Origin of the sequence: Vibrio tasmaniensis, from assembly GCF_024347635.1 — a bacterium.
Classification (GTDB): Bacteria; Pseudomonadota; Gammaproteobacteria; order Enterobacterales; family Vibrionaceae; genus Vibrio; species Vibrio tasmaniensis.
In genome coordinates, this window is record NZ_AP025511.1 from 174,475 (window position 1) to 197,514 (window position 23,040).

Sequence of the window (23,040 nt, forward strand, 5' to 3'; positions counted from 1 at the left end):
ATATCTTATCTATAAAATAGTCAGAACATGAGCTTTTTCAATCATTTTCGATATAATTAGAGAAAATGCCTAATCTTTAATACGTATGAATTTGAAAAAACTCTTCATTTTAGCTTTTGTTAGCGTCTTCTCAGGTTGTGCCGTCTACGCGGGGTTGAACTTCGATCAGCTCTTTGGTGAACAACAAGTCCGTGATCGCCAAGCGCCTATTCTTTCATCTCAAGCACAGCATTTCATTGACGAAGTAAAGCCTATCATTGATAGCCGCTGTGTTGTTTGCCACGCTTGTTATGATGCACCTTGCCAGCTCAAAATGTCTTCAGTTGAAGGTATCGACCGAGGGGCGAGTAAGGCTCTCGTTTATCAAGGCACCCGTTTAACCGCCTCGGCCCCTACCCGCCTGTTTGAAGACGCGATAACAACTCAAGAGTGGCGTGATGCGGATTTTCATCCAGTGCTTAACGAGCGTATGCAGAATTCAACGGCTAACCTTGATGCTGGGCTTGTTTCTCGTATGTTGATGCAAAAAGAAAACCACCCTCTTCCAGATCAAACGCAACTTGAAGGCTTCGACTTTTCAACCGATCGCGACCAACAGTGTCCAACCATTGAAGAGTACGCTCAATACGAAAGAGATTACCCGACGTGGGGAATGCCTTATGGCATGCCGAACTTAGATAAAACGGAATACGCGACTTTAATGAGTTGGTTGGAAAACGGCGCGTTAATGAACGACCATATTCCACTGAATGATGCGGAACAAGAGCTCGTTGATATCTACGAGAGCTTTCTCAATAAGAGTGACAATAAAAGCCAGCTTTCAGCACGTTATATCTATGAACATCTATTTCTATCACACCTCTACTTCTCGGATTTAGCTCAGCCAACACGCTTCTTCACCTTGGTTCGTTCTGCGACGCCTCCAGGTGAAGCGGTTCAACGCATCACGAGTCGTCGACCTTACGACGATCCAAAAGTGGATCGGGTTTATTATCGCCTGATTCCAGAGCAAGGCACCATCGTACACAAAACACACATGCCTTTCGCATTAAATGAAGAACGCCTGAACAATTGGAATACATGGTTTGTGGATGCTCGTTACGCTGTCAAACAACTTCCTAGCTACGCGATTGACGTCGCAGCGAATCCAATGACTTCATTTGAAGCACTTCCGGTGAACTCGCGCTTCCATTTCATGTTGGACAATGCACAAAACACCATCATGGCCTTTATCAAGGGGCCGGTGTGTCGCGGGCAGCTCGCACTCAACGTGATCAATGATAGATTCTGGGTACTATTCATCGATCCTGATAAAGCGGATCTGCCTGAAATTAATCAGTTTTATGCCAACCAGAAGCAAAACCTAAAGCTGCCTAGTGAACTAGAAAGCAACACTGTCCCTGTTACAAACTGGGTAAGCTACGCGAAGCAGCAAGCTCGATACCTTAATGCGAAATCAGACTTCACCAATCAATGGTTTGATAGCGGAGTAAATCTAGATACAAACATAATTTGGGATGGCAATGGCACGAACCCTAATGCCGCGCTTACTATCTTTAGACACTTTGATAGCGCTTCAGTTGTTCAAGGTTTAGTTGGCCCACAACCCAAGACAGCGTGGATTCTTGATTACGCCCTTCTAGAACGTATCCATTACCTTCTCGTTGCTGGTTTTGATGTCTACGGTAACTTCGGCCACCAACTGATTACGCGCATGTTTATGGATTTCTTGCGCCTTGAAGGTGAGAGTAACTTCTTAACCCTTCTTCCAAAAGACGTTCGACACATTGAACACTCGAGTTGGTATGAAAACCAAAGCTCACAGTTGAGCGACTATTTACAGCGCAATATTGCACCTTTTGACCAACCAACCAACGTGGTTTACAAAACGACAGATCCGAAGCGTGAACTGCTTAATATGATCAAAGATAAGCTCGCGCCGATCCTAGATAATCGCTTTGATATTGTCGAAACAGGTTTTAGTCGGAAAAACGAAGCTCTGCTCAAACAAGTGAGTTTGATTAAGGGCGTTGGTCTGCGTCATGTGCCTCAATTAGTGACGATCATGATTGAAAGCGAGAACGGCGATGAGCAGCTGTTCACCATGATTCACAATAACGCTCACAGCAACATTTCAAGCCTGTTCAATGAAGAGGGTAATCGAGATTACGCCAATGACGACTTAACACTCGTACGTGGCGTTGTAGGTAGCTACCCAGCCGCTTATCTGTCATTAACTGAGCGCGATATACCGACTCTGGTTAAAGCACTGCAAAGCTTGGACACAGAAAAAGATTACGTCGCGTTGCTGGATAAGTTTGCAGTACGACGCAGTTCGCCTGAGTTCTGGCCATTCAGCGACCGAGTTCACCGTTGGTATCAACAAGATCAACCGATTGAGTTTGGTTTATTGGATTACAACCGTTTTGAGAATAGATAGTCAGCAACAAACCCTGGTTACTTGATTATCGAGCTTGAACCAAAATCCGTATAAATGGCTAATTTTTTAGAAAAGAAGACTCGCTGAGCATAAAAAATCCTCTGATGAGTATTCATTCAGAGGATTTTTTGTGTGTTTCTCGGATTAGCACAGGCTCACATCGTTAAGCGGAAACATAGGGCACAAGTGCCTTCAACGAGTCTCTTACTAATTCCGATAAAGCTTGGTCATTATCTCGATACTGCAATAATGGTTCTTCGCTTGCTTCAATGCTCTGACACAAGCTGTACAGTGCTGAGAGACCCAAGCTACCCGCCGACCCTTTAAGTTTGTGCGCCAAGGACTTCACTTCTCGTCCATCATCCGCTTGACTCGCCTCAGCCAGTTCATTCAAGGTCAGGTCACTGCTTTCATCAAACAGCGCAACAATCTGTTTCATTTTCTCTAATCCAAGAATCGACAGATCACCCTCTATCACTTTGGAATCAATCAATTTCACCGGAGCCTCTCCTTGGTCTTGGGAATCAGTTGTATCATATTGAGAATCAATTATAGCCGTGTGATTAGCCAATACATTTGCCATCTGTGTGCCGTTCAGTCCATCACTGTTACTCTCAATTACGCGTTTATAGTTTTGTTTGCAAACAGCATCGTTCGGATCCGGCTGTGGTAACAACAGTGCTTTACCATCGAGTTGAGTAACGATGATCTGAGAAAGAGCCTCTTTCTCCAACGGTTTAGGCAAGAAACCATCGAACCCTGATGCTAAATAGCTTTCGACTTCTTCATTGAATACATGCGCCGACACCGCCACCATAGGGGGTATATTTAGCGGCTCAGCCGTGGACGTTTGTTCTAGAATCGCTTTTAACTGTTGAATCAGCTCTATGCCATCACAATCGGGTAGATTGATGTCTACCAACGCAATATCAAACGCCTGCTCACTGAATATAGCTCTGGCCTCTTCTCCTGTTGTCGCCATCACAACGTCATGGCCTAGGTTATTCAGAAATCCTTCAGCAACAATGCAGTTAACAGGGTTATCTTCAATCAACAATACTTTGGCACGGATACAAGCTTCAATAGTCGGTGCTTTCGTTTCAATCTTCTCACCCGCGAACAAAGGTACTGAGAACCAGAATTGGCTCCCCTCTCCTTCTTCAGAATGAACGCCAATATCACCGTTCATTGCCTGCATGATACTTTTGCTGATCGCTAGTCCAAGCCCTGTGCCGCCCGCTTTGTTACGACCACTACCGGTTTGGGTGAACGCATCAAACAGACAAGCTTGCTCGTTGCTATCAATGCCAACACCTGTGTCTGACACTTCAAACATCACTCGATTTTCATCTTCGATATCTAAGCTGATAAAGATATCGACCGAACCACTTTCCGTAAACTTAATTGCATTGCCTACTAGGTTATTCAAGATTTGACTGATTCGTGTCACGTCACCACGCCAATAGCGTTGTACGTTACTTTCAATATGGAAATCGAAATTAAGTTTCTTCTCAGCAGCGCGCCCTTCCATGAGTTGATAGGTATCTTTAACCATTTGGTAGAGATCAAACGAAGCCGTGCGTATTTCTAAATGCCCCGCTTCTATCTTTGAGTAATCAAGCACGTCATTCAAAATGGCGAGAAGATTCTTGCCGCTGCGGTTAATGATATCGGCATAACCCGATTGCAAAGGATCTAGCCCAGTATCTTTAAGTAATCGAGCCGTACCTAATACACCGTTCATCGGTGTTCGTATTTCATGGCTCATCGTCGCGAGGAAGGCGGACTTAGCCCGGCTTGCTTGCTCTGCGGCACTACGAGCCTTAGCGTGATTTTCCACCTCGACATTCAACTTCTCATTGGTTTTTTGCAGTTGATAAGTTCGGTCGGTGACCAATTCTTCTAAGTGCTCTTTATGTTCTTCGAGCTCACGTTTCGCCTTCGCTTCTCCAACGGCTACCACTTGTAGCGCCTGTGCCGTATTTCTCGCTGTAATAATAGCCTCACCCATATGAGCCAGTTCATCATTACCTTTAACCGAGATATCGATATTCAGACGCCCCTGAGCGATAGACATCAAAGCTGAAGAGTATTCAGTAAGACGTTTAACCACCGAGATATAAACAACTCGCCACACAATAACGGCAACGATAACCAAGCCAATAACCGAAATCACCGACAACGACCATTGAGCTAGATTCAGCGTGCTAGTCAGCTCATCAACCGCTTTTTTGGTACTTAGATTCGAATCGTCGATCAATTGGTTAACCGTTGTATTCAGTTGCGAAAACAGCTCCAGCGTATTTTGCATCAAAAATTCAGATTTTTTGGTGTTCTCATATTGTTCTAGCGATATATCGAACACGACTTGGCGTTTTCTTAGCTCTTCTAGAAGCTGAGACATCTGCGCCGAACGAGTCGGATCTTCGACCGCTTTCACACGGCGCGCCATAATTCTTAGATTAGATTCAAACTCAGATTGGATTTGATGAATACGTTCAACGTTAGTGACCGTCTGTGTTTCTTCAATTTGATTAAGCATTTTGTACGCCAACAAATGTAATTCATGCAAGCGTTCAGACAAATCAAGGTCAACCTCAACAAGCGCATCTAAGGCTTGGTAGGCTTTATCAGTTTGCTTAGTTTCTAGTAGGTCATAGATGTGTGTGACGTTGGCAACTGCGATGGTGGCCGTGTTCAACACTTGGGTTCGGGTTAGCTGTTCTAGCTCTTCCGCAAGTAGACGCATCTCTTCAACACGAGAAGAAAGTTCCTTGTTTAACCAAAGCTTACGTTCAACTGACACGCCCAACTCAGCCAGTGTATTAATAACACTTTGGACATTGTTTTCGAGTTTATTCAGAAGTTGGGAATCAAAGCTGTCGACGCCAAGTTCTTTAATATGCTGAAGAAGCGACTCAAGTTGACCGAACAACATCGTGCCCGCCTCTTTTCTTTCTGCTTCATTTCTCGCATTAGAAAGCGTTTGTACCGACGAAATAATACGGTTACTCAACTCAGATACTTGACGAGCTTCGATCATGGCAGGAAGAGCAGAATCGACGACGTTTCTTTCTGTCTTTGCTACAAAGCTAAAACCAGAAACACCGATCAATGCAGACAATAAAACCAACAGGGCCATCACTAAGAATGAGGCCAGTAGCTTGCGTCCAATACTCGCTGAAGCTAACAACATAAACTCTAAACCTTAAAACGTTCTTCTTTACCCATGCAGAATACGCTATATTTTGCAGTGTTTCTTATCTAAAACCAATAAAACGGCAATTCATGCTATCTAGACCTTTAACTTCAAAAATTATTCTTTCATTACTAGCATCAGTCACTACTGTAGCAAGTGCTAGTGAGCCTTTGAGCCCAATAAAACCGGCAGAAGCCACATCACAAAAAGAAAAAATTTGTGCCATTTATCCGCACCTAAAAGACTCTTATTGGTTATCGGTTAACTACGGAATGGTCTCAGAAGCAGAAAAGCAACAAGTCGAACTTAGAGTGTTGGAAGCTGGCGGTTACCCCAACGTAGCCAAACAGGCCTCACAACTGGTGCTTTGCACGCAATGGGGAGCTGATGCCATTATTTTAGGCACCGTTTCGCCTGACGCTTACCATGAGAATCTGACCAACTGGGTCGGAGCAACCCCTGTGTTTGCCACAGTCAATGAGTTAACCGTCAATAAAGAGCAACAAAGAGTATTAAAAGGCACGGTCGGTGTCGACTGGTATCAAATGGGCTTCCAAGTCGGAGAGTTTTTGTCGAAAAGACATCCAAAAGGGTCAGGAGAAACACCTATCGCCCTATTACTTGGCCCACAAGCAAGCGGTGGCACTAAACCTGTGGCGCTCGGGTTTTATGATGCAATCAAATCGAGCGATATCAAAATCGCGATCAGCTATTGGGCAGACAACGATAAAGAACTGCAAAGAAACTTGGTACAACAAGTCATCGAACAACCGGATATTCAATATATTGTCGGAAGTGCAGTCGCGATTGAAGCTGCGATAAGTGAACTAAGAGCTGCGGGTAAAACCAAAGATATTGGGTTAATTTCAAGTTACTTAAGTCACGGAATCTACCGCGGTTTACTTCGTAACAAGGTGCTTTTTGCACCAACAGATAAAATGGTTGAACAAGGTCGCTTGTCGGTAAAGCAAGCCACCCATTACTTGCGTGGTCAACCTTATGAAAAACATAGTGCACCCATGATTGAGGCACTGACACCAGCAACACTCAAAGATCAAATTATCGCCGACTCATTGTCACCTTCTGAGTTTCGCCCGGTATTCAGTGTGAATCCTTAGTGCTATATTGACTAAAGAACTCAAAACAATAAAAACGAATCAATCATTTAGGGAACATCCATGCAAAAAACGACGCGTACTATGCCAACGCATAAGAATATCGCTTTGGTCGCTCATGACCATTTCAAACCTGAGCTATTAAGATGGGTCAAAGAGAACAAAGAAAAACTACAAAAGCACTTCCTTTATGCAACAGGCACGACGGGTTCTCTACTCAGTAAAGAAACAGGCTTAGCAATTAAGAGTATGATCAGTGGCCCAATGGGCGGTGACCAACAACTTGGTGCGCTTATCTCTGAAGGAAAAATTGATATGATGATTTTCTTCTGGGATCCATTGAATGCCGTACCACACGACCCAGACGTAAAAGCACTGCTTCGTATCGCAAGTGTTTGGAATATCCCTGTAGCAACCAACCGCGCTACCGCTAACTTCCTGTTTAACTCTTCACTGCTTGAAGAAGAAGTGATCATTGAGATCCCAGACTACGAAGCGTACCTAACTGAGCGAACTTAATAGTTCAGCGCTCTTAACTAAGCAAATCGCTTCGCTAAGAACTAAGAAAAACGCTTCGTTAAGAGCCAAGATAACGTCACAGACTAAAAAGCCTGCTTCATCGCAGGCTTTTTGTTCACTAGAATCTTAACTCGCTACTTGTCACTCCACACAGCCATCTCATTGCCACTTGGCTCTCTAAAATGGAAACGTCTGCCACCGGGGAAACTAAATATCTCACGATTTATCTCGCCACCGGCATCAATCACGTCACGCTCGGTTTGATCAAGATCTTCGCTATAGAAAACCATCAGCGCCGCGCCACTTTCAGCATTAGACGCCAGATCCGCTAAATAAAACCCACCCATTAAGCCTTTACCTTCAAAAGCAGAATACTCAGGACCATAGTCTTCAAAGCTCCAACCAAACACTTGGCTGAAAAACACCTTAGTCGCGGCGATGTCTCGCGCGGCAAATTCAATGTAGTTAATAGAGCCGTGTTCCATAGCGCATTCCTTCTGCTGTATGCCTTGTACCGAATGATAGTAGCTTGTCTTTCATGGTAATAGCTTACCGCTAATGGTAGAAGCTGTTTCTAATCATCGTAGGCTTCGCCCTGATAATCATAAAGAGTGGGCTTGAAGATATAAAATTGGATAATCTCGTCAAATAACATCACTTCTTACGAACGACTGGGTAATCAGAGCCATGCAGTTCTTGTACAAAGCCAGAACCGTCACCGCTGTGCGTGATCCAAACTTTCTCTTTCGCTCGCGTCATAGCCACATAAAACAAGCGGCGCTCCTCCGCATAAGGGAACACATCCGAAGATTCAGTCAACGCACCATCAATATGCAGCTGTTTCTTCTTAGCAGGGAACTGCCCTTCATCCACGCAAAGAATAATCACAAAGTCCGCTTCTCTACCCTTACTCGCGTGACAAGTCATGAAGCTGATATCAATTGAGGTGTAGATTTTTTTCCAGTCATCCAACAGTTCAGGTTTGTGGTAATGATTTCGCCCAAGCAGCATCATAGATTTATTGGCTTTGCCTTTAGCTTGCCTGTTTATCTGATCGAGGATCTTCTCAACTTCTTTGCTTGGCGCACTATAAACCGACTTCTGTTTCTGTTGCTTGAAGCTGTTGAGCTCTTTTGGTAATTGAATCGGGTTTTCCTGCACAAAGCGATTGGCAACCGAACCTAACTGATTGTTAAATCGATAAGTCGTATCTAGATGATGAATTGTCGAGCTCTCAAAACGATCTTTAAAGCCCGTGGTCAAGTCAACATCCGCCCCCGCAAACTGGTAAATTGACTGCCAGTCATCGCCTACCGCAAAAATAGAAGCTTGGTGTTGCGCTTTCGACTGGTTACATAGCGCTTCAACCAAGGCAAGGCGATCTGGCGAGATATCTTGATATTCATCGATCATGATGAACTTCCAAGGCGAAATGAATTTCCCCTTCTCGACATACTGTGTCGCTCGGCTAATCATGATTGAGAAGTCGATATGATTCTGTTCTTTCAATTCCTTTTGCCACGCGGTCACACACGGCCAACACAATGAGAGTTCACTGTTGAGACGCGTGTAGTCTCGGTGATCGATCAGCTGTTGTTGCACTTCTTTCTTCGATAAACCAGATGCATTCAACTGCTCAAGCTGCTTCTCAAGCCAAGCTATCAGCTTGAGGTTTGAAACATGGCTACCTAACTCATCGTCACCGGTTAAATAAGCGATTGGCCATTTAGACAAGTGCTTTTGCCAACGTTTAAAGTTGGTCGGCGTCATCCAGTGCTTCTTCAACCAATCAATGCACCATGCTTGGCGTTGATTGTCATCGAGCGCGAGCGGAGAAATAACCACGCGTTCAGGTTCAACCTGATTAAGGATCTTTAAACCCAACTGATGGAAAGTGCTCACTTGCACCTTCTCTGCTGATAAGCCAACTTTGCTATTAAGGCGCTGTTTCATCTCTTCCGCGGCTTCGCGACCAAAGGCGAGCAGTAGCAATTCTTCAGCTTGAGCTTGATGACTTTGCAGTAAATACGCGACGCGAGCTGTAAGAACACTGGTTTTACCCGAACCGGCACCCGCTAAAATAAGGTTGTGATCATCATTCATCAACACCGCATATTGCTGCGATAAGTTCAGTGGTGACGATTCACATTGAGCAAACAATACTTCCCAGTTTTGTCTTTCTGTCTCTAACCACTGTTGATTCCTCTCGGCTTGCTTAATTTCCGTTTCAGACAACCATGGCTGCATTCGAGCGATGCGGTTTGGCATACGCTGTGCGGCTTCCTCTAGAGTCATGGTCATATTTTCTAGACCAGCATTGACCATGTCGACCCAAGTCTTCACTTTAGAATGCGGTAGGAAAGCAGGAAGTTGCTCAAGACGTGTCAATTCAGCTTCCCATTGAGGAACGTGCTCTGCCAACTGTTCACATTGTCTGTCATGCCACTTCTGATAAGCAGCAACCGATGCGCGCGCAAATTGACGGCATTGTTCCCACGGAAGGCCTTGGACTAACCAACTTCGCTGCTTGCCATCTTGTTGATTAGCAAAAAACTGCAACGATCCCCAAAACAACCCGCGCTTTATCGCGATCTTTCCACTCCAAATAGTGAAAGGGATACGTTCTTCACTGCCTACTGAAGATAACAGCAGGCGTGGACCATCAAGCTCAACCTGATGATATTCATTTTGAATAAAAAACTGTGCAGTCTTATTAGCGCTTAGCTGCATTGGAGCGTGCTCTTTAATTGGGAATATTCAATTTATATCATGATGCAGTGAGAATTAATAATGTCTCACGGCTTATCGACGCTTTCATGACCACCTAGGGGCAATTATGGATAAGTATCAAATTCTTGTGCTTGATTTCTGTTAGGATTATGGTTTTAGTGTGTCAAGTGAGCGACTGTGGACTTCTCAGCCAAATTACGCCTTTATTGGGCGAATAAAACCATAAATTACAGCGTATTAATTCTCATCACTCTACTCGGTGTTGTCGTACCCGCTTGGTATTATGGGCAAAACACACTGATCACACCGTTAATTTTAGGTGTTATTGCTGCAGCTCTTGCTGAAAGCGATGACAGCTTTACCGGGCGTTTGAAAGCACTCACGCTAACCTTTATCTGTTTTGCCGTAGCAGCCTTCTCTATTGAGATTCTCTTCGACACGCCTTGGCTGTTCGCGATAGGGCTTTTCGTTTCAACCTTCTCTTTTATCATACTCGGGGCGATAGGCCCTAAATACGCGAGTATCGCATTTGGCTCATTACTTGTGGCTATCTATGCCATGCTTGGGGCTCACGAGAGCACTAACCTTTGGTTTCAACCGCTGCTGCTGTTAACGGGGGCTGCTTGGTACTACTTCATGTCGATGATTTGGCAGATCGTATGGCCAATGCAACCTGTACAGCAAAACCTAGCAACGGTATTCGATCAAATTGGCAATTACATCGGTTCCAAAGCGGAACTCTTCTATCCTGTTTCAGATTTGATTCCCCAACCACATCGTATTATTGAAGCCAAACTTAATGCTAGCACTGTTAACGCACTCAACATGTGTAAAGCGACGCTACTCAACCGCTCTAAGCGCGGACACATTGATGGTCCGAGCGATAGATTCCTAAACACCTATTTCATCGCACAAGACATTCATGAGCGCGTGAGCTCTACCCACTACCGCTATCAAGAACTGGCAAAGCACTTTGAGCGCTCAGACGTATTGTTTCGATTTAAGTATCTGCTAGAAGCCCAAGCTACCGCTTGTAAAGAAGTGGCCGCTTCATTGAAAGTCGGGGCGGAATACCAACATGGCGAAAAATCGGTTCTGGCACTGGATGAACTAATGTCTTCACTTAATCATCTGCATCAACAGAATAAACCAGAATGGAAGTCATTACTCAACCAGTTGGATTACTTATTTAATAACCTAGCTACCGTCGAAAAACAGCTATCAAATATCAGTAACCCAGATGCAGAAAAACTAGAAGAAGGCGTACTGGACGATACCAACCCTCATACTTTGACGGCGATGTGGCATAAGATCAAAGCCAACCTGAACACCGATTCGATGCTATTTCGTCACGCGATTCGTATGGCGATCACTTTGACGCTCGGTTACGGTATCATTCAAGGTTTTGACATAGAGCGTGGCTATTGGATTTTGCTGACGACACTGTTTGTCTGCCAGCCAAACTACAGTGCGACACGACAAAAGCTGACGGCTCGTGTCATTGGCACCGTCGCAGGCTTGTTGATCGGAGTACCGTTACTGACCTTTTTCCCATCTCAAGAGAGTCAGCTGGTATTCATTGTGGTCAGTGGCGTGATGTTCTTTGCTTTCCGTATCAATAACTACGGATTCGCAACCGCCTTTATCACCTTGCTTGTGCTCTTCTGCTTCAATCAATTAGGGGAAGGCTACGCCGTTGTTTTGCCGAGATTAGCTGATACTTTCATTGGTAGTGCGCTCGCTGTTTTAGCGGTTAGCTATATTTTACCGGACTGGCAATCAAAACGACTTCACAAAGTGATGGCAGATGCACTCGATTCCAATAAAGATTATCTCGCACAGATCATTGGCCAATACCGCGTGGGCAAGAAAGATAGCCTCAACTATCGTATCGCTCGCCGTAGTGCACATAACAACGATGCAAACCTGACTGCCGCTATCAGTAGTATGCTGGTTGAACCGGGCAAGTATCGCACTTCTGAAGATGAGAGCTTCCGATTCCTAACACTCAATCATGCACTACTCAGCTATATTTCTGCTCTGGGGGCACACAGAACACGTATCGATGACGAAGCGACACACAAACTAGTATTAGATGCGCACAGAGTAATCCACGAGCATCTAGACGCTCTAAATGATCAACTCTATTCTCATCAAGAACAGTGTGAAGTGAAAAACGCTTACGACCCTGAACTTGATAAACGTTTGAGTGAATGGCGAGAAGAAGATGAAAGCTCTGTTCGAATGGTTCTACAACAGCTCCATTTGATTTACCGAATGCTTCCAGAACTGCATACCTTAGCCACAAAATTTGCAGTTAAAGTTAAGATTGAAAAACCGCTTGAAAAAGAAGTTTCAAGATAAAAAACAAAACAACTGTAAAAACAAAAAGATAACAAAACTGGTCACTTATTAAACATCACGAAAATCTATACATTGCTCTACCAACTGACTCAATCAGGTAGAGCAACCTCTCACCTATCCTTTATTTACAAGGACTAAAGAAATATCAAACCGTACAAACCGGCTGACTTTGATTGACTCGCTCATAACTTTGTCTAACATTCCTCGGACAAAAAACAACCAAATGGATTTATAGTTGTCTTAGTTTTAGGAAACTTCAAACTTCATTTAATATTCGCTTAATCTTGTTTGATTTCCTAAACCAGTAAGCTATGCTCTATTGAGCATATGGATTTGAACTAGGGTCACATTATGAATACACAGCAATTTGAAGCATTTAAGCAGAAAATACAGCTCCTTAACCCACAGCAATTGAAAGCACTTCAAGGCGAAATAGATGACAACCTTGAAACAGATCAGCGTTCTCTTCTAACGGATGAAGAGTTAAACGTACTTAGCGAGCTGTTCAATTAATAGACTGTCGTCACTATTTTAGCTTAAATCCACCTGTTCTCAGTAAATTGTACCCGTTCTCCATTGCACTCAAAATATCGTCCGCCTAGACTTATTTCATACGTCAATAAAAGGTTCTGTTATGTCGATATCTGGTATTCAATCTGGTTACGCCATTATTCAGCAGTCAACCAACATGGCTGAAGAAGCCGCTATCGAGCTTAACCAAAACTCCAAACCCTCTCTAAAATCCGACGACACTTTCCAAACTAACGATTTGAGCTTCAATCAAATAGAACCTGAACAATCCATTTCGTTTAAAGAGAAAGAGCCTGAATCTGCTTCGTCCTCTACGGAAGCGTTAGTAAAGCTGACACAAAGCGCAAATTACAACCGTATTGGTGCGAGTGTGGTTGATCGTCAAAACGAAGCCATTGGTAGCCTTCTCGATATCCATATCTAATTCGAACTACAATTTAGCGATTTGTTGGTGATGCTTGCCCTCTTTTTGACTAACAAACGGCTCTAAACCCATACAAACTGTAACTCATTATATCTGACGCTTGTTTCTGGTTTATTACTCGGTAGAATCAGCGCAAACCAATTTGCTGCACAAACTTTACTTCATACTATTTATGCCAAAACTAAATCTGCATCGCCGTGACTATGTTTCTATTTTAGGAGGCGACATCTCCGCAGACGAATTAGAAAAAAAGCTTCAACCTCACTTTGAAAAGCCAGTAAACAAGCTGACACCTAGCCCCTACCTGACAGAAAAGAATCTCACACGCCGTTGGACTGCTCTCGATAACGCTGAATCGCAAAAAGAGCTGCTCGACTCGCATACAGAAAGTCAGATTCAAGCTTACGAGAAAAACATCGAGCACTTTATTGGCACAGTGAAAGTCCCTGTCGGCATCTCCGGCCCTTTAAGAGTTAATGGCCTGTTTGCTACGGGTGACTACCTAGTCCCACTAGCAACCACAGAAGCCGCGCTTGTCGCATCGTATAACCGTGGCTCAAAACTTATCACGGCTTGTGGTGGCGCAAGTGCGATGCTGCTCAATGAAGGGGTAACACGAACTCCAGGTTTCGCATTCCAAGGTTTAGTAGAAGCAGGACAGTTTGTGGCCTGGGCAGTAACCCAATATGAGCAATTTAAAACCTTAGCTGAATCAACCACATCACACGGCAAACTTACCGACATCAATGTCAACATCGAAGGCAACCATGTTTACTTGGTGTTTGAATTTCTAACAGGTGATGCTTCTGGTCAGAACATGGTGACCATAGCGACCAATGCCGTGTTTGAATACATCATTGAAAATACGCCAGTGAAACCCGATCACGCCTTCCTAGATGGCAACTTATCGGGCGACAAAAAAGCCAATACCCAAACCTTGCGCAGCGTTCGTGGTAAAAAGGTAACAGCCGAGGTCAACATCTCAGCAGAGCTTGTTGCTAAGTACCTCCACACCACACCAGAGAAGATGGTGCAGTTCGGACAAATGACCACCGTCGGTGGTGCTCTAAGCGGTACGATTGGTATCAATGCTCATTATGCGAATGCACTTGCTGCACTCTACATTGCTTGCGGACAAGACGCGGCGTGTGTTGCTGAGTCTGCAATTGGTATGACTCGTATGGAGCTCAACAAAGAAGGTGGTTTGTACGCGAGCGTAACGCTTCCTAACTTGATGTTAGGAACAGTCGGTGGCGGTACAGGCCTACCAAGCCAAAAAGCGTGTCTCGATTTACTAGGGCTACACGGCAACGGTAAATCACAAGCCTTAGCTGAGGTGTGTGCTGCTTTATGTTTGGCGGGTGAACTATCGATTGTCGGCGCATTCTGTGCGGGTCACTTTTCGCGAGCTCATCACAAGTTAGCGCGCTAGTTTCTGTTATAAAACCTTAAATCGACCGTTGTCACGCATAGAGTGAGTTGTGTATGGATTACTTACATTTATCGCGAGTGAGCCTTAAACACCTCACTGCGCTTCATATTATGCTGAACACCCACAGCGTCACTCAAACCTCAGAGCAACTCTTTGTCAGCCCTTCGAGTGTGAGTAAGACATTATCTCAGCTGCGTGACATCCTTAACGACGAGCTTTTCTATCGAGACGGCACCAAGCTGATCCCGACTCCCTTTGCCCTGAAAATAGCCCCCACCGTTCACGCGATTCTTTCCAGCATGAACGGGCTACTTCACCAAAAGAGTTTTACTCCTCAAGCGTACCAAGGCAGCTTTTCACTTTCGATGCGTGAAAGTACCTTCGAAGTGTTTGCCTCGAAGATCAGCAAAATCACCACTGAACTAGCACCAAAAGCCAAACTTAATATCTATTCGAAACAGGAACTTGGATTCGATGCTTTACTCAGTGGTAAGGTCAACTTGATCTTGTTGCCCCACGATATCTCTCAGCCACCAACGGATAACAAAGAACTGGTATGGGAAACGATTCTTCCTGATGAGATGGTTTGCTTGATGGGCGCACACCACCCTCTCGCTCAGCAAGAGCTAACGGTTGAAGGCTATTTAGATTACAAACACATTGGAATCTTAGATAACGAACTGTCTAAGCCTTACTTTGAGCAAAACTTGGTGCAATGTCATAAGCCTAGAGATATGGCGATATCAGTAGCGGACTTTGGCGCGGCGGCAGTGCTATGTCACCACACACCTTTCTTGTTCACTTGTTCAAAACAATGGGCTGAGCATGCCAAACAAGCACAAGGTTTGGTAAGTAAGCCGCTTCCTTTTGATTACGGAAAAGTGGCGTATAGCTTGGTGTGGAACAAGCCAAACATGAACGACCAAGCCATTAAATGGTTGTGTGACTTGTTTTTAGAAGCCTAACTCTTTTCGCATTGATGACCGAAAATATTAGGTATAAACCTCAGGTGTTTGCATTGGCCTTTGAACAATTGAGTAGAGCTTATCGTGAAAAGTTTGCATTTGTTGTTCGGTGCATTTCGGCCAATCTAACGCTTCGCCAATTACCCCATGGTGTTGAAACGCATTTAACCGAATTCGAACATCACTTGGCAACCCCTTCAAGTAATACCCGACCTGCTCTACCTCGATATCTAGGTCACTTTTATTAGGAATATGCAGCAACCGGACTTCATGTAACTTACCTTTATCAGCTAAGTAGTTGATGGTATCAAACACTCGATGGTTTCCTCTACCCACTAACCATTGGTGCGTTTCAGATTGCCATGATTTTAGGTCGATCATCGCGCCATCAAGGTAAGGTAACACTTTGCCCCATCCTTGCAGCGACAACGAACCGTTACTATCAATAAAGCACGTTAAGTGTGCCAATTGCGGGTCGCTTTTGATCGCTTGAAATAGCTCGATGATAAACGGTAATTGCATGGTCGCCTCGCCACCTGAAACGGTAATACCACTCAAGAAGAATTGATTGTGCCTAACCAGTTCAAGTACCTCGGATACTGTCATCGTGGTGATTTTTGGGCTCGACTTATGATCACAGGTATCGATGCACTGATCACAGTCGGTACACGCTACCGGATCCCATTTCACTTTGCCTTCCACAAGACTCAGGGCACTGCTCGGGCAGCCACTCACGCAATCTCCACAATGGTTGCAGTGGTTGATGGTGTGAGGGTTGTGACAAGTGATGCAATCGAAATTGCATCCCTGTAGGAACAGCACCAAGCGATTTCCGGGTCCATCAACACAAGAAAAGGTCAGCACACGGCTGACCTTCGCTTGTTTTTCTGTCTTATTATTTTTAACCCTAGCCATTTGAGTTGTTAGATCAGAAATTTTCATAATTCACATTGTTCGCATTCGAAACGCATCACACACATAACGCACGCACGTTAAAGCTATTCGTATGTCGGCGACATCTCTAAGCTTGCCACGCGTGGCTTACGCTCTAGAATGCCCGTATTTTTAGCGGCTTCAGCACCAAGAAAAGTAGTATTGGTGCGTGAACCTTGCTCGTCATATTTAGCAATATCAGACAGCTTGATCATGTAACCCGTCACACGAACCAAATCGTTCGATGCTACGTTAGCTGTGAACTCGCGGTAACCCGCTTGAATCGCGCCCTTACACAGGTTGAACATCGCTTCTGGATTTGATTTCACTGTTTCGTCGATGGTCAGAATGTCACTGATACCCGACGTATAGAACTTATGGTGACCAACCGTCGCACGAACGTAAGAAACTGGATCCGGTTCTGTTCCGTAAGGGATGCGAACACCCGGCGTCACATCTTCATCTAAGCTGATACCACCTTGAGCGTGTAACAAAGCCTTACCTTCCAACCCATATTTCACTTCAGAGCTTTCAACGATTTCAGCCAACTTTTCAGAAATACGATGGCCTAACTGATTTGCTTGTTCATCGTGACCATAGCGCCCTGCTTTGCCTTCTTTTTCCATTAAGATGTTAACCGCCTCAGCCATGCCATAAATACCAAACATTGGCGCAAAGCGATCTTCTTCAATGAGACCTTCTTTGGTTAAGAAGCCCTCGAAGAAGTTAGACTCTTCATGTAAGAAGCGACTACGTGCGTTCATCAATTCGATCATGATGCTGCTGTAGTTAGGCAATACTTGCTGTAAGAAGTCTACGCTGTCCTCAGATTTCAGAGCCACTTGCTTGAGGTTCATACGTACTAACGTGTTTGAACCACCCGCCAGAGGCAGAGAGTTGTAACAGCTCACGATACCAAAACGTTTATCACCGTACGCAGCAGCGTGCGCAGGATAATTAGCAATGTGCGGTTTGCTGCATTCACAGATGTTGCTCGCCGCATGACGAAGCAAATCATCAGGAGTAACTGCAGGGTCGTACATAAAGGTTAGGTTTGGTGCGATCTGCTTCAGTTCAGCATCTACGCGCAAAACCGTACGGCACACAATGTTGTCACTAGGGCCAATATTCACGTGCATGAAGGCATCTGGCAGCGTGCGATCCAGCATAATCCAGAACAGCTTCAGCTTTTGGTATACCTGCTCATCCGTCAAATCGCCAACAAAAGGCATCAACACATCGTCCAACTGACCTAAGTAAACCGGAATTGAGGTTACAGACGGAACGTGATGATAAAGGATGGTTAGCATGTTCAATGCTTCGTCGAAATTAGTTGCCGCGCTAAGCTCTAAATACTTGGAGCCTTGATGTAAGTATTTAGAATAATCAGGAAGCACATAGCGCGGCTTAAATGGGGCGTGACCTTCAAACATGTCACACAGCACACCTTGTTGTAAGGCTTGCTCTACTTCATCGCTTACCGGCATATACGGCAGGCTGGCTTCAGCTTCTAAGGCAAGATAGCTCGACTTCTGTTTTGGGGACAGGTTGGCATCTGAAATGATATTGCTAAAGCGTTGTTGTTGATCTGAAAGTGGTGAAGCTGTAGATGACGCAGGTTGGTGGCTCATGATTAAACCCTTAATATTTTTATGGGCTTATTTTATCTCTCACACGTACATTTCCACTAATGAAATGTATGCAAGGCTATATTTCCAAAATGGAAATAAGTGATTTATTACTTACCGGAGAATTAGCTTATCGATGAAAGAAATGGGAAGTAGAGAGGTTAACGTTGATAGTGATAGTGATAGTGATAGTGATAGTGATAGTGAAGATACTAAAAAGCACTCACCAGCTCGTCTGTTTAAAACACAAACGACCAAAAATAGAAAACCCACATAACTGACCTTAAAGCCATTAATGTGGGTTTAGTATTTTAAATGAGTACTCTAAATGCCAACTCAGGCATACACACGATTACAAATGAGGAAGCACTTGTTTACGGCCTACACCCATCAGTACCTTCAAAGTACCTTGTGGGGTGCCGATTGAAAACGGTGTTGAGACTTCAACAATCGAAAAACCTGCTGCGCTCAATACATTCTGGGAGCGCTGTTCGCTGACCCCAAAATCTTCGCTGTCGTTTTCTAAGTACCAATCCCAGTGTACAAAAACCCCATCGTTTTCTAACAGAGTATAAATAAGGCTGACCGTGTCTTGTAGGTTCGGAATAAAGCCACATACCGAAGAGGCTACTACTAAGTCAAACTGATTTCTGAATGCTGGGTGTTGGGCTGCAAGTCCGCGCGATAAGATATCAACGACCGGCTCTACATTAGACAGCTCTTTTTTATCTAACTCTTCAATCATCCCTTCTGAGATATCGAGAGCGATGATCTCTTTTGCAAAAGGAGATATTTTCTGGCTGAGTAATCCTGTACCACAACCAAAATCAAGGACACGGGTTCCGTTCAAATCAACGAGCTGTGTTAACTGGTCAAATGCGGACTGTGCGAATACAGCAGTAGCGGGATCGTTATCCCAATCAGGTGCGTACTCGTCCCATTGTTTCGCCATCATGGCCTCCATCTTTACTTCTTGTAGGTTCGGAACGCCCCCAGAATAAACCAAATTAGTCAATTCGTCATAGAGTTATCATGCAAAGATGGACTATTTCTAAGATAGTCAGCACAATATTCAGATAATATGCACCGCCACCCGCTCAATATGGAAATGAAATGAACCTTTCTCAAGTCCAAGCCTTTTGTTCAGTTGCTGATTTAGGGTCAGTCTCTGAAGCTGCTCGACAGCTAGAATGCAACCGAACCAAACTGAGCATGTCGATCAAAGCCTTGGAAAAAGAGTTAGATGTCGAATTGTTCGTACGCAGTGGCAACCACGTTGAACTCTCTGAAGCGGGCAAAGCGATTTACAAAGATTGCGAAGGAATGCTAGTGACGGCAGCGCGTATTAAACAAACCTGCTTACATGTTTCGGGTGAATTCAACGCCGAGATTTGGATCGCACGCGACGATTCCCTACCCGATGAAATGTGGCAAAGTTTATCTCACGCCCTAAACAACAAATACCCTTCCACTTCTTTTAACTTCGTTCTGGCTTCAAGTGGCGACTTGGCTAATCTTGTCGAAACTCAGCAAGTTGATTTTGCGTTTGGTGTTGATTACGAACGTGTCGATGATCCAAGAATTATCTACAACCCACTCGGCAAGATCCGAATGATGTCGGTATGTAAGAAAGGACATGATTTAAGTGCGATGCGAAGAGTGTCGGATGAAGTACTGAGAAATTCGATGCAAGCGACCATGGTTTATCTCAATGAAAAAGATAACCCTGAGCTTGAGCCCTTCTCTCGCCGATACATCGGCTTCTCTAGCTTCGACTTTATGTTGGATACGATTCTACGAGAAGATGCATGGGGCGTAATGCCTGAGCCATTGATACGCCATTTATTGCGTGAACAAGAACTGGCGGTGATCAAGCACACTTATGGCCTGACTCAAGAAGACTACTGTATGTTTACCGCGGCAGGTATGGCGGAACACCCAGGTATGAATTGGTTAGCGGATCAGATCAGCGATTACTTGTTTGATTTCTAAAGTGTCAGATAATGTTCAATCTCGACACTTAAAATCATCTAACAAATAAAAAGCCCTCTCTTTAGAAGACCATCACGTGATCCACTAAATAGCGTCCGTCTTCTTCAACCAGCACCATTTCTGCCACAAACTCACCTTTCGCAATGGTATACGCTTGCTTCCAAACAAAGGCGATGGAATCTGAGCGTCTGAATAGCGCCACTGGTTCACGTTCAGCAAAAAATCCGTTGCTGTGCTGATAATGATGACACACCTTTTCCAGATACTCAGGCGTCACAATATCCTTCATGCGCTGCGTAAAATCTCGGCAGTGCTGAGCATGGTCAACCTTGGTTGAACCTTCCATCAAGTTGTCCATGATCGGGTTAGCAATCACCCACAACTCGCTATCGTTGAGATCATCAAGTTTCATCTTCATCCATTCCTTTTCAAATTCAGCTCGGCTCTATGATCAGGTTCAAAATTCAAAGTTCAAACCCAAGTTTAAGGTGTAAGGTTTCAGTGCGATTTCTGTAAACTTAACAGCCTGATCCTTTACACGGCTAAACTATGAGACCTTCACAACCTATGTGTTTTACTAATCATAAACCATTTAACGTCAGTTTCACATTTCCTGAAAAACAGTCATCGTCAATTTTACTGACACCCAAGAATACCGCTAAGCCATTGAATTATAACAACTTGAATATAAAACGGGTTACCGACATATAAACGTCATCAGATAAAGTTTGTAAAGCTAGCTCAATATTAGAACAATGAAGTTATCAAAAACATCTGGAAAATATTATGTGTGACAGGAAAAGCCAAAACGAAAATCGAGTACTATTGTTCTCAGCCCTTTTAGCATCAGGCTTCGCAATTGGCGGATTGGTGTTGGGTCTTCTCGTTGGCTCTCTAGTCATAGTATTTGACGGTGTCTATTCTCTTATCAGTTTACTGTTAACTTTATTGTCACTAGCTGCTTCGAAATACATTAATCGCCCATCGGATAGGGAGTTCCCGTTCGGTCGAGCAATCATTGAGCCAATCGTAATCGCGATTAAAGCGATTGTGATTCTACTTGTGGTCGGTTATTCGCTTTACTCTGCGATTGGTGCTCTGATGACTGGCGGTCGTGAAGTCGATGCTTCTATCGCAACTCTGTTTGGTATTTTCAACGTATTGGGTTGTGGTTACGCTTGGTGGTACATCGCTAACAAGAGCAAACGTATTTCTTCAGGTTTGATTCAAGCTGAGTCAAAGCAGTGGCAAATGGATACGCTTTTGAGTGTGGCAGTTACGGCAGGTTTCGTTGTTGCTTGGTTGGTGGATTACTCTCCGTTTGCTGAATACGCGGTATATGCCGACCCAATGATGATGTTGCTGATGTCTTTCTACTTCATCAAAGTGCCGTTCGACATGTTACGAGAAGCAATGCGTGAGCTGCTAATGATGTCGGCAACCAAAGACATTTGTGACGCGGTAGATAAGAATGTTGTCGCTGTAGACAAAGATGCGGATCAAGATTTGGAGCTAATGGGTGTGACTAAGGTTGGTCCTGAATTAAGAATCAACGTTGATATTCATACCAACGACCAACAAGCGATTGCGGTCGATGATATTGAACGTACGCGCCGCCAACTTAAGCGACGCCTATCGAAGATGCCATATGAGCTTCAATTGAACCTCAATATCGCGAGTTAAGAGCATTCTCTCTTAAGTTCAACACTCAAGACTGAACCTCTTCAGAAGCCGACGCCTTAACCGTCGGCTTTTTGTCTCTGGTTACCCACCAGCAAGCCAGTGAACCGATCGTCACCATACAAACGCCCTGCCAAAAACTCATGCTCAATGACAAGCCTAGAATCATAGAAGACAGTAAGGTCGCGAAGATAGGCGTGAAATAAGACATAGTGGCGAGGAAGACCATATTGCCACCCAATATCGCCGTATTCCAAAGCGCGTAACCAGCCCCCATACAAGCCCCAGCAAGTACTAAGTCAATTGCAGCACTTGAAGTCATCACCATACCGGTTTCATCACTCAATGCGTATTTGATCCACAAAGTGACCGCGGTAGCGATAAAGAAAAGCACAATCGCATTCTGACCTTTGGCAACACGTTGGGTGTAATTACAATACACCGCCCAAATAATCGCGCCGAAGAATGCCATCGAATAGGTTTTAGGATTCGTCGCAATATTAGCCGCGATTTGATCGACAGAAAGCCCTTGATCGCCGCTGATACTCCAAGCCACACCAAAGAACGCCAAGACGATACTTGGATAAACCAACCAGTTGATCTTTTTATCGCTCAGCAATACCGCAAACAACACCGTTAGTGCAGGCCATAGATAGTTGATAACGGCCATTTCTAAGGCTTGATGTCGACTATTTGCCATTCCTAAAGCCAGAACCAAGAAGATCTCGTAGCAAACGAATAAGGCACCACCGATCATCAAATACGATTTAGAGAAGCGCGATAGCTTAGGTAACCCCATAACACAGACCAACAAAAGTGAGCTCACCGTATAAAGACTGGCTGCGCCACCAATTGGGCCCAGTTGTTCTGATACGCTACGAGACAGCGCAATTAAGCAGCTCCAAAGTAAAATGGCAGCAATGCCGTAGCAGCTATGGCGATGAGATTTCAGCACGCCTCTTCCTTATTTTTATTGTAATTGGGTAGTCAAAGCGAGCTTAAAGCAAAGGTAGGCTTAAACACCACTATCGATAAGTTGCAGTAAGTAAAAATAAGTAGCCGAGCACATAACTGTACTCGGCTATCAA

General features: G+C 44.4%; 20 protein-coding genes. 11 read left to right on the plus strand and 9 right to left on the minus strand.

Annotated elements, in window-relative coordinates; translation table 11 throughout:
* Nucleotides 1-85 precede the first annotated feature (85 nt).
* Nucleotides 86-2,440 carry a fatty acid cis/trans isomerase gene (locus OCV44_RS15195; RefSeq protein WP_139685849.1) on the plus strand — a complete coding sequence of 785 codons (2,355 nt, stop codon included), beginning with the start codon at nt 86-88 and terminating at the stop codon, nt 2,438-2,440.
* 163 nt (nt 2,441-2,603) lie between these two features.
* On the opposite strand, the gene torS is transcribed toward OCV44_RS15195, so the two are convergent.
* Together torS and OCV44_RS15205 are read right to left on the minus strand one after the other, a co-directional pair.
* Entirely contained in the window at nt 2,604-5,636 is a 3,033-nt protein-coding gene (gene torS / locus OCV44_RS15200) for a TMAO reductase system sensor histidine kinase/response regulator TorS (protein ID WP_139685848.1), read from the minus strand.
* Between the two features lie 64 nt (nt 5,637-5,700).
* The gene (locus OCV44_RS15205) at nt 5,701-5,865 is read right to left on the minus strand and encodes a hypothetical protein (RefSeq protein ID WP_232460250.1); all 165 of its coding nucleotides are present in this window, start codon (nt 5,863-5,865) and stop codon (nt 5,701-5,703) included.
* On the opposite strand from OCV44_RS15205, the gene torT reads away from it, so the two are divergent.
* The gene (torT, locus tag OCV44_RS15210) at nt 5,810-6,757 is read left to right on the plus strand and encodes a TMAO reductase system periplasmic protein TorT (protein WP_240797169.1); all 948 of its coding nucleotides are present in this window, start codon (nt 5,810-5,812) and stop codon (nt 6,755-6,757) included. The two genes, OCV44_RS15205 and torT, sit on opposite strands and share 56 nt — an antisense overlap.
* A 60-nt stretch (nt 6,758-6,817) precedes the next feature.
* Nucleotides 6,818-7,273 (plus strand): methylglyoxal synthase, encoded by a 456-nt coding sequence (locus OCV44_RS15215; protein ID WP_139685846.1) that lies wholly within the window; start codon nt 6,818-6,820, stop codon nt 7,271-7,273.
* A 134-nt stretch (nt 7,274-7,407) separates the two neighbouring features.
* On the opposite strand, the gene OCV44_RS15220 is transcribed toward OCV44_RS15215, so the two are convergent.
* Both OCV44_RS15220 and helD read right to left on the minus strand, forming a co-directional pair.
* A complete protein-coding gene (locus tag OCV44_RS15220) occupies nt 7,408-7,758 on the minus strand; it encodes a VOC family protein (protein WP_139685845.1) in 351 nt (116 codons plus the stop codon).
* Between the two features lie 169 nt (nt 7,759-7,927).
* Nucleotides 7,928-10,003, minus strand: a complete 2,076-nt coding sequence (helD, locus tag OCV44_RS15225; protein ID WP_139685844.1) for a DNA helicase IV — start codon at nt 10,001-10,003, stop codon at nt 7,928-7,930.
* 177 nt (nt 10,004-10,180) lie between these two features.
* Here helD and yccS point away from each other — a divergent pair, with 177 nt between their 5' ends.
* From yccS to OCV44_RS15250, 5 genes are all read left to right on the plus strand, one after another.
* Entirely contained in the window at nt 10,181-12,367 is a 2,187-nt protein-coding gene (gene yccS, locus OCV44_RS15230) for a YccS family putative transporter (RefSeq protein WP_139685843.1), read from the plus strand.
* 351 nt (nt 12,368-12,718) lie between these two features.
* Nucleotides 12,719-12,880 (plus strand): hypothetical protein, encoded by a 162-nt coding sequence (locus OCV44_RS15235; protein WP_170213751.1) that lies wholly within the window; start codon nt 12,719-12,721, stop codon nt 12,878-12,880.
* Between the two features lie 121 nt (nt 12,881-13,001).
* The gene (locus OCV44_RS15240) at nt 13,002-13,322 is read left to right on the plus strand and encodes a hypothetical protein (protein ID WP_139685842.1); all 321 of its coding nucleotides are present in this window, start codon (nt 13,002-13,004) and stop codon (nt 13,320-13,322) included.
* Between the two features lie 172 nt (nt 13,323-13,494).
* Nucleotides 13,495-14,754 (plus strand): hydroxymethylglutaryl-CoA reductase, encoded by a 1,260-nt coding sequence (locus tag OCV44_RS15245; RefSeq protein WP_139685841.1) that lies wholly within the window; start codon nt 13,495-13,497, stop codon nt 14,752-14,754.
* 53 nt (nt 14,755-14,807) lie between these two features.
* Nucleotides 14,808-15,719 (plus strand): LysR family transcriptional regulator, encoded by a 912-nt coding sequence (locus tag OCV44_RS15250; protein ID WP_139685840.1) that lies wholly within the window; start codon nt 14,808-14,810, stop codon nt 15,717-15,719.
* 27 nt (nt 15,720-15,746) lie between these two features.
* Here OCV44_RS15250 and OCV44_RS15255 read toward each other — a convergent pair whose 3' ends face one another.
* Both OCV44_RS15255 and OCV44_RS15260 read right to left on the minus strand, forming a co-directional pair.
* A complete protein-coding gene (locus OCV44_RS15255; protein WP_139685839.1) occupies nt 15,747-16,661 on the minus strand; it encodes a YjjW family glycine radical enzyme activase in 915 nt (304 codons plus the stop codon).
* Between the two features lie 56 nt (nt 16,662-16,717).
* A complete protein-coding gene (locus OCV44_RS15260; protein ID WP_139685838.1) occupies nt 16,718-18,283 on the minus strand; it encodes a YjjI family glycine radical enzyme in 1,566 nt (521 codons plus the stop codon).
* 133 nt (nt 18,284-18,416) lie between these two features.
* Between OCV44_RS15260 and OCV44_RS15265 the strand changes: the two genes are divergently transcribed.
* Nucleotides 18,417-18,557, plus strand: coding sequence for a hypothetical protein (locus OCV44_RS15265; RefSeq protein ID WP_170213750.1), 141 nt, complete (start codon nt 18,417-18,419; stop codon nt 18,555-18,557).
* A gap of 75 nt (nt 18,558-18,632) precedes the next feature.
* On the opposite strand, the gene OCV44_RS15270 is transcribed toward OCV44_RS15265, so the two are convergent.
* On the minus strand, nt 18,633-19,232 hold the full coding sequence (locus tag OCV44_RS15270; protein WP_139685837.1) for a class I SAM-dependent DNA methyltransferase: 600 nt from the start codon (nt 19,230-19,232) through the stop codon (nt 18,633-18,635).
* A gap of 161 nt (nt 19,233-19,393) precedes the next feature.
* Between OCV44_RS15270 and OCV44_RS15275 the strand changes: the two genes are divergently transcribed.
* Nucleotides 19,394-20,272, plus strand: coding sequence for a LysR family transcriptional regulator (locus OCV44_RS15275; RefSeq protein ID WP_009845583.1), 879 nt, complete (start codon nt 19,394-19,396; stop codon nt 20,270-20,272).
* A 61-nt stretch (nt 20,273-20,333) separates the two neighbouring features.
* Here OCV44_RS15275 and OCV44_RS15280 read toward each other — a convergent pair whose 3' ends face one another.
* Nucleotides 20,334-20,684, minus strand: a complete 351-nt coding sequence (locus tag OCV44_RS15280; protein ID WP_139685850.1) for a hypothetical protein — start codon at nt 20,682-20,684, stop codon at nt 20,334-20,336.
* 374 nt (nt 20,685-21,058) lie between these two features.
* Between OCV44_RS15280 and OCV44_RS15285 the strand changes: the two genes are divergently transcribed.
* Complete coding sequence (locus tag OCV44_RS15285; RefSeq protein ID WP_139685836.1) at nt 21,059-21,955, plus strand: cation diffusion facilitator family transporter; 897 nt, start codon at nt 21,059-21,061, stop codon at nt 21,953-21,955.
* A gap of 25 nt (nt 21,956-21,980) precedes the next feature.
* Here the strand turns inward: OCV44_RS15285 and yddG are convergent, their stop codons facing one another.
* Nucleotides 21,981-22,907, minus strand: coding sequence for an aromatic amino acid DMT transporter YddG (yddG, locus tag OCV44_RS15290; protein ID WP_139685835.1), 927 nt, complete (start codon nt 22,905-22,907; stop codon nt 21,981-21,983).
* Between the last annotated feature and the right edge of the window lie 133 nt (nt 22,908-23,040).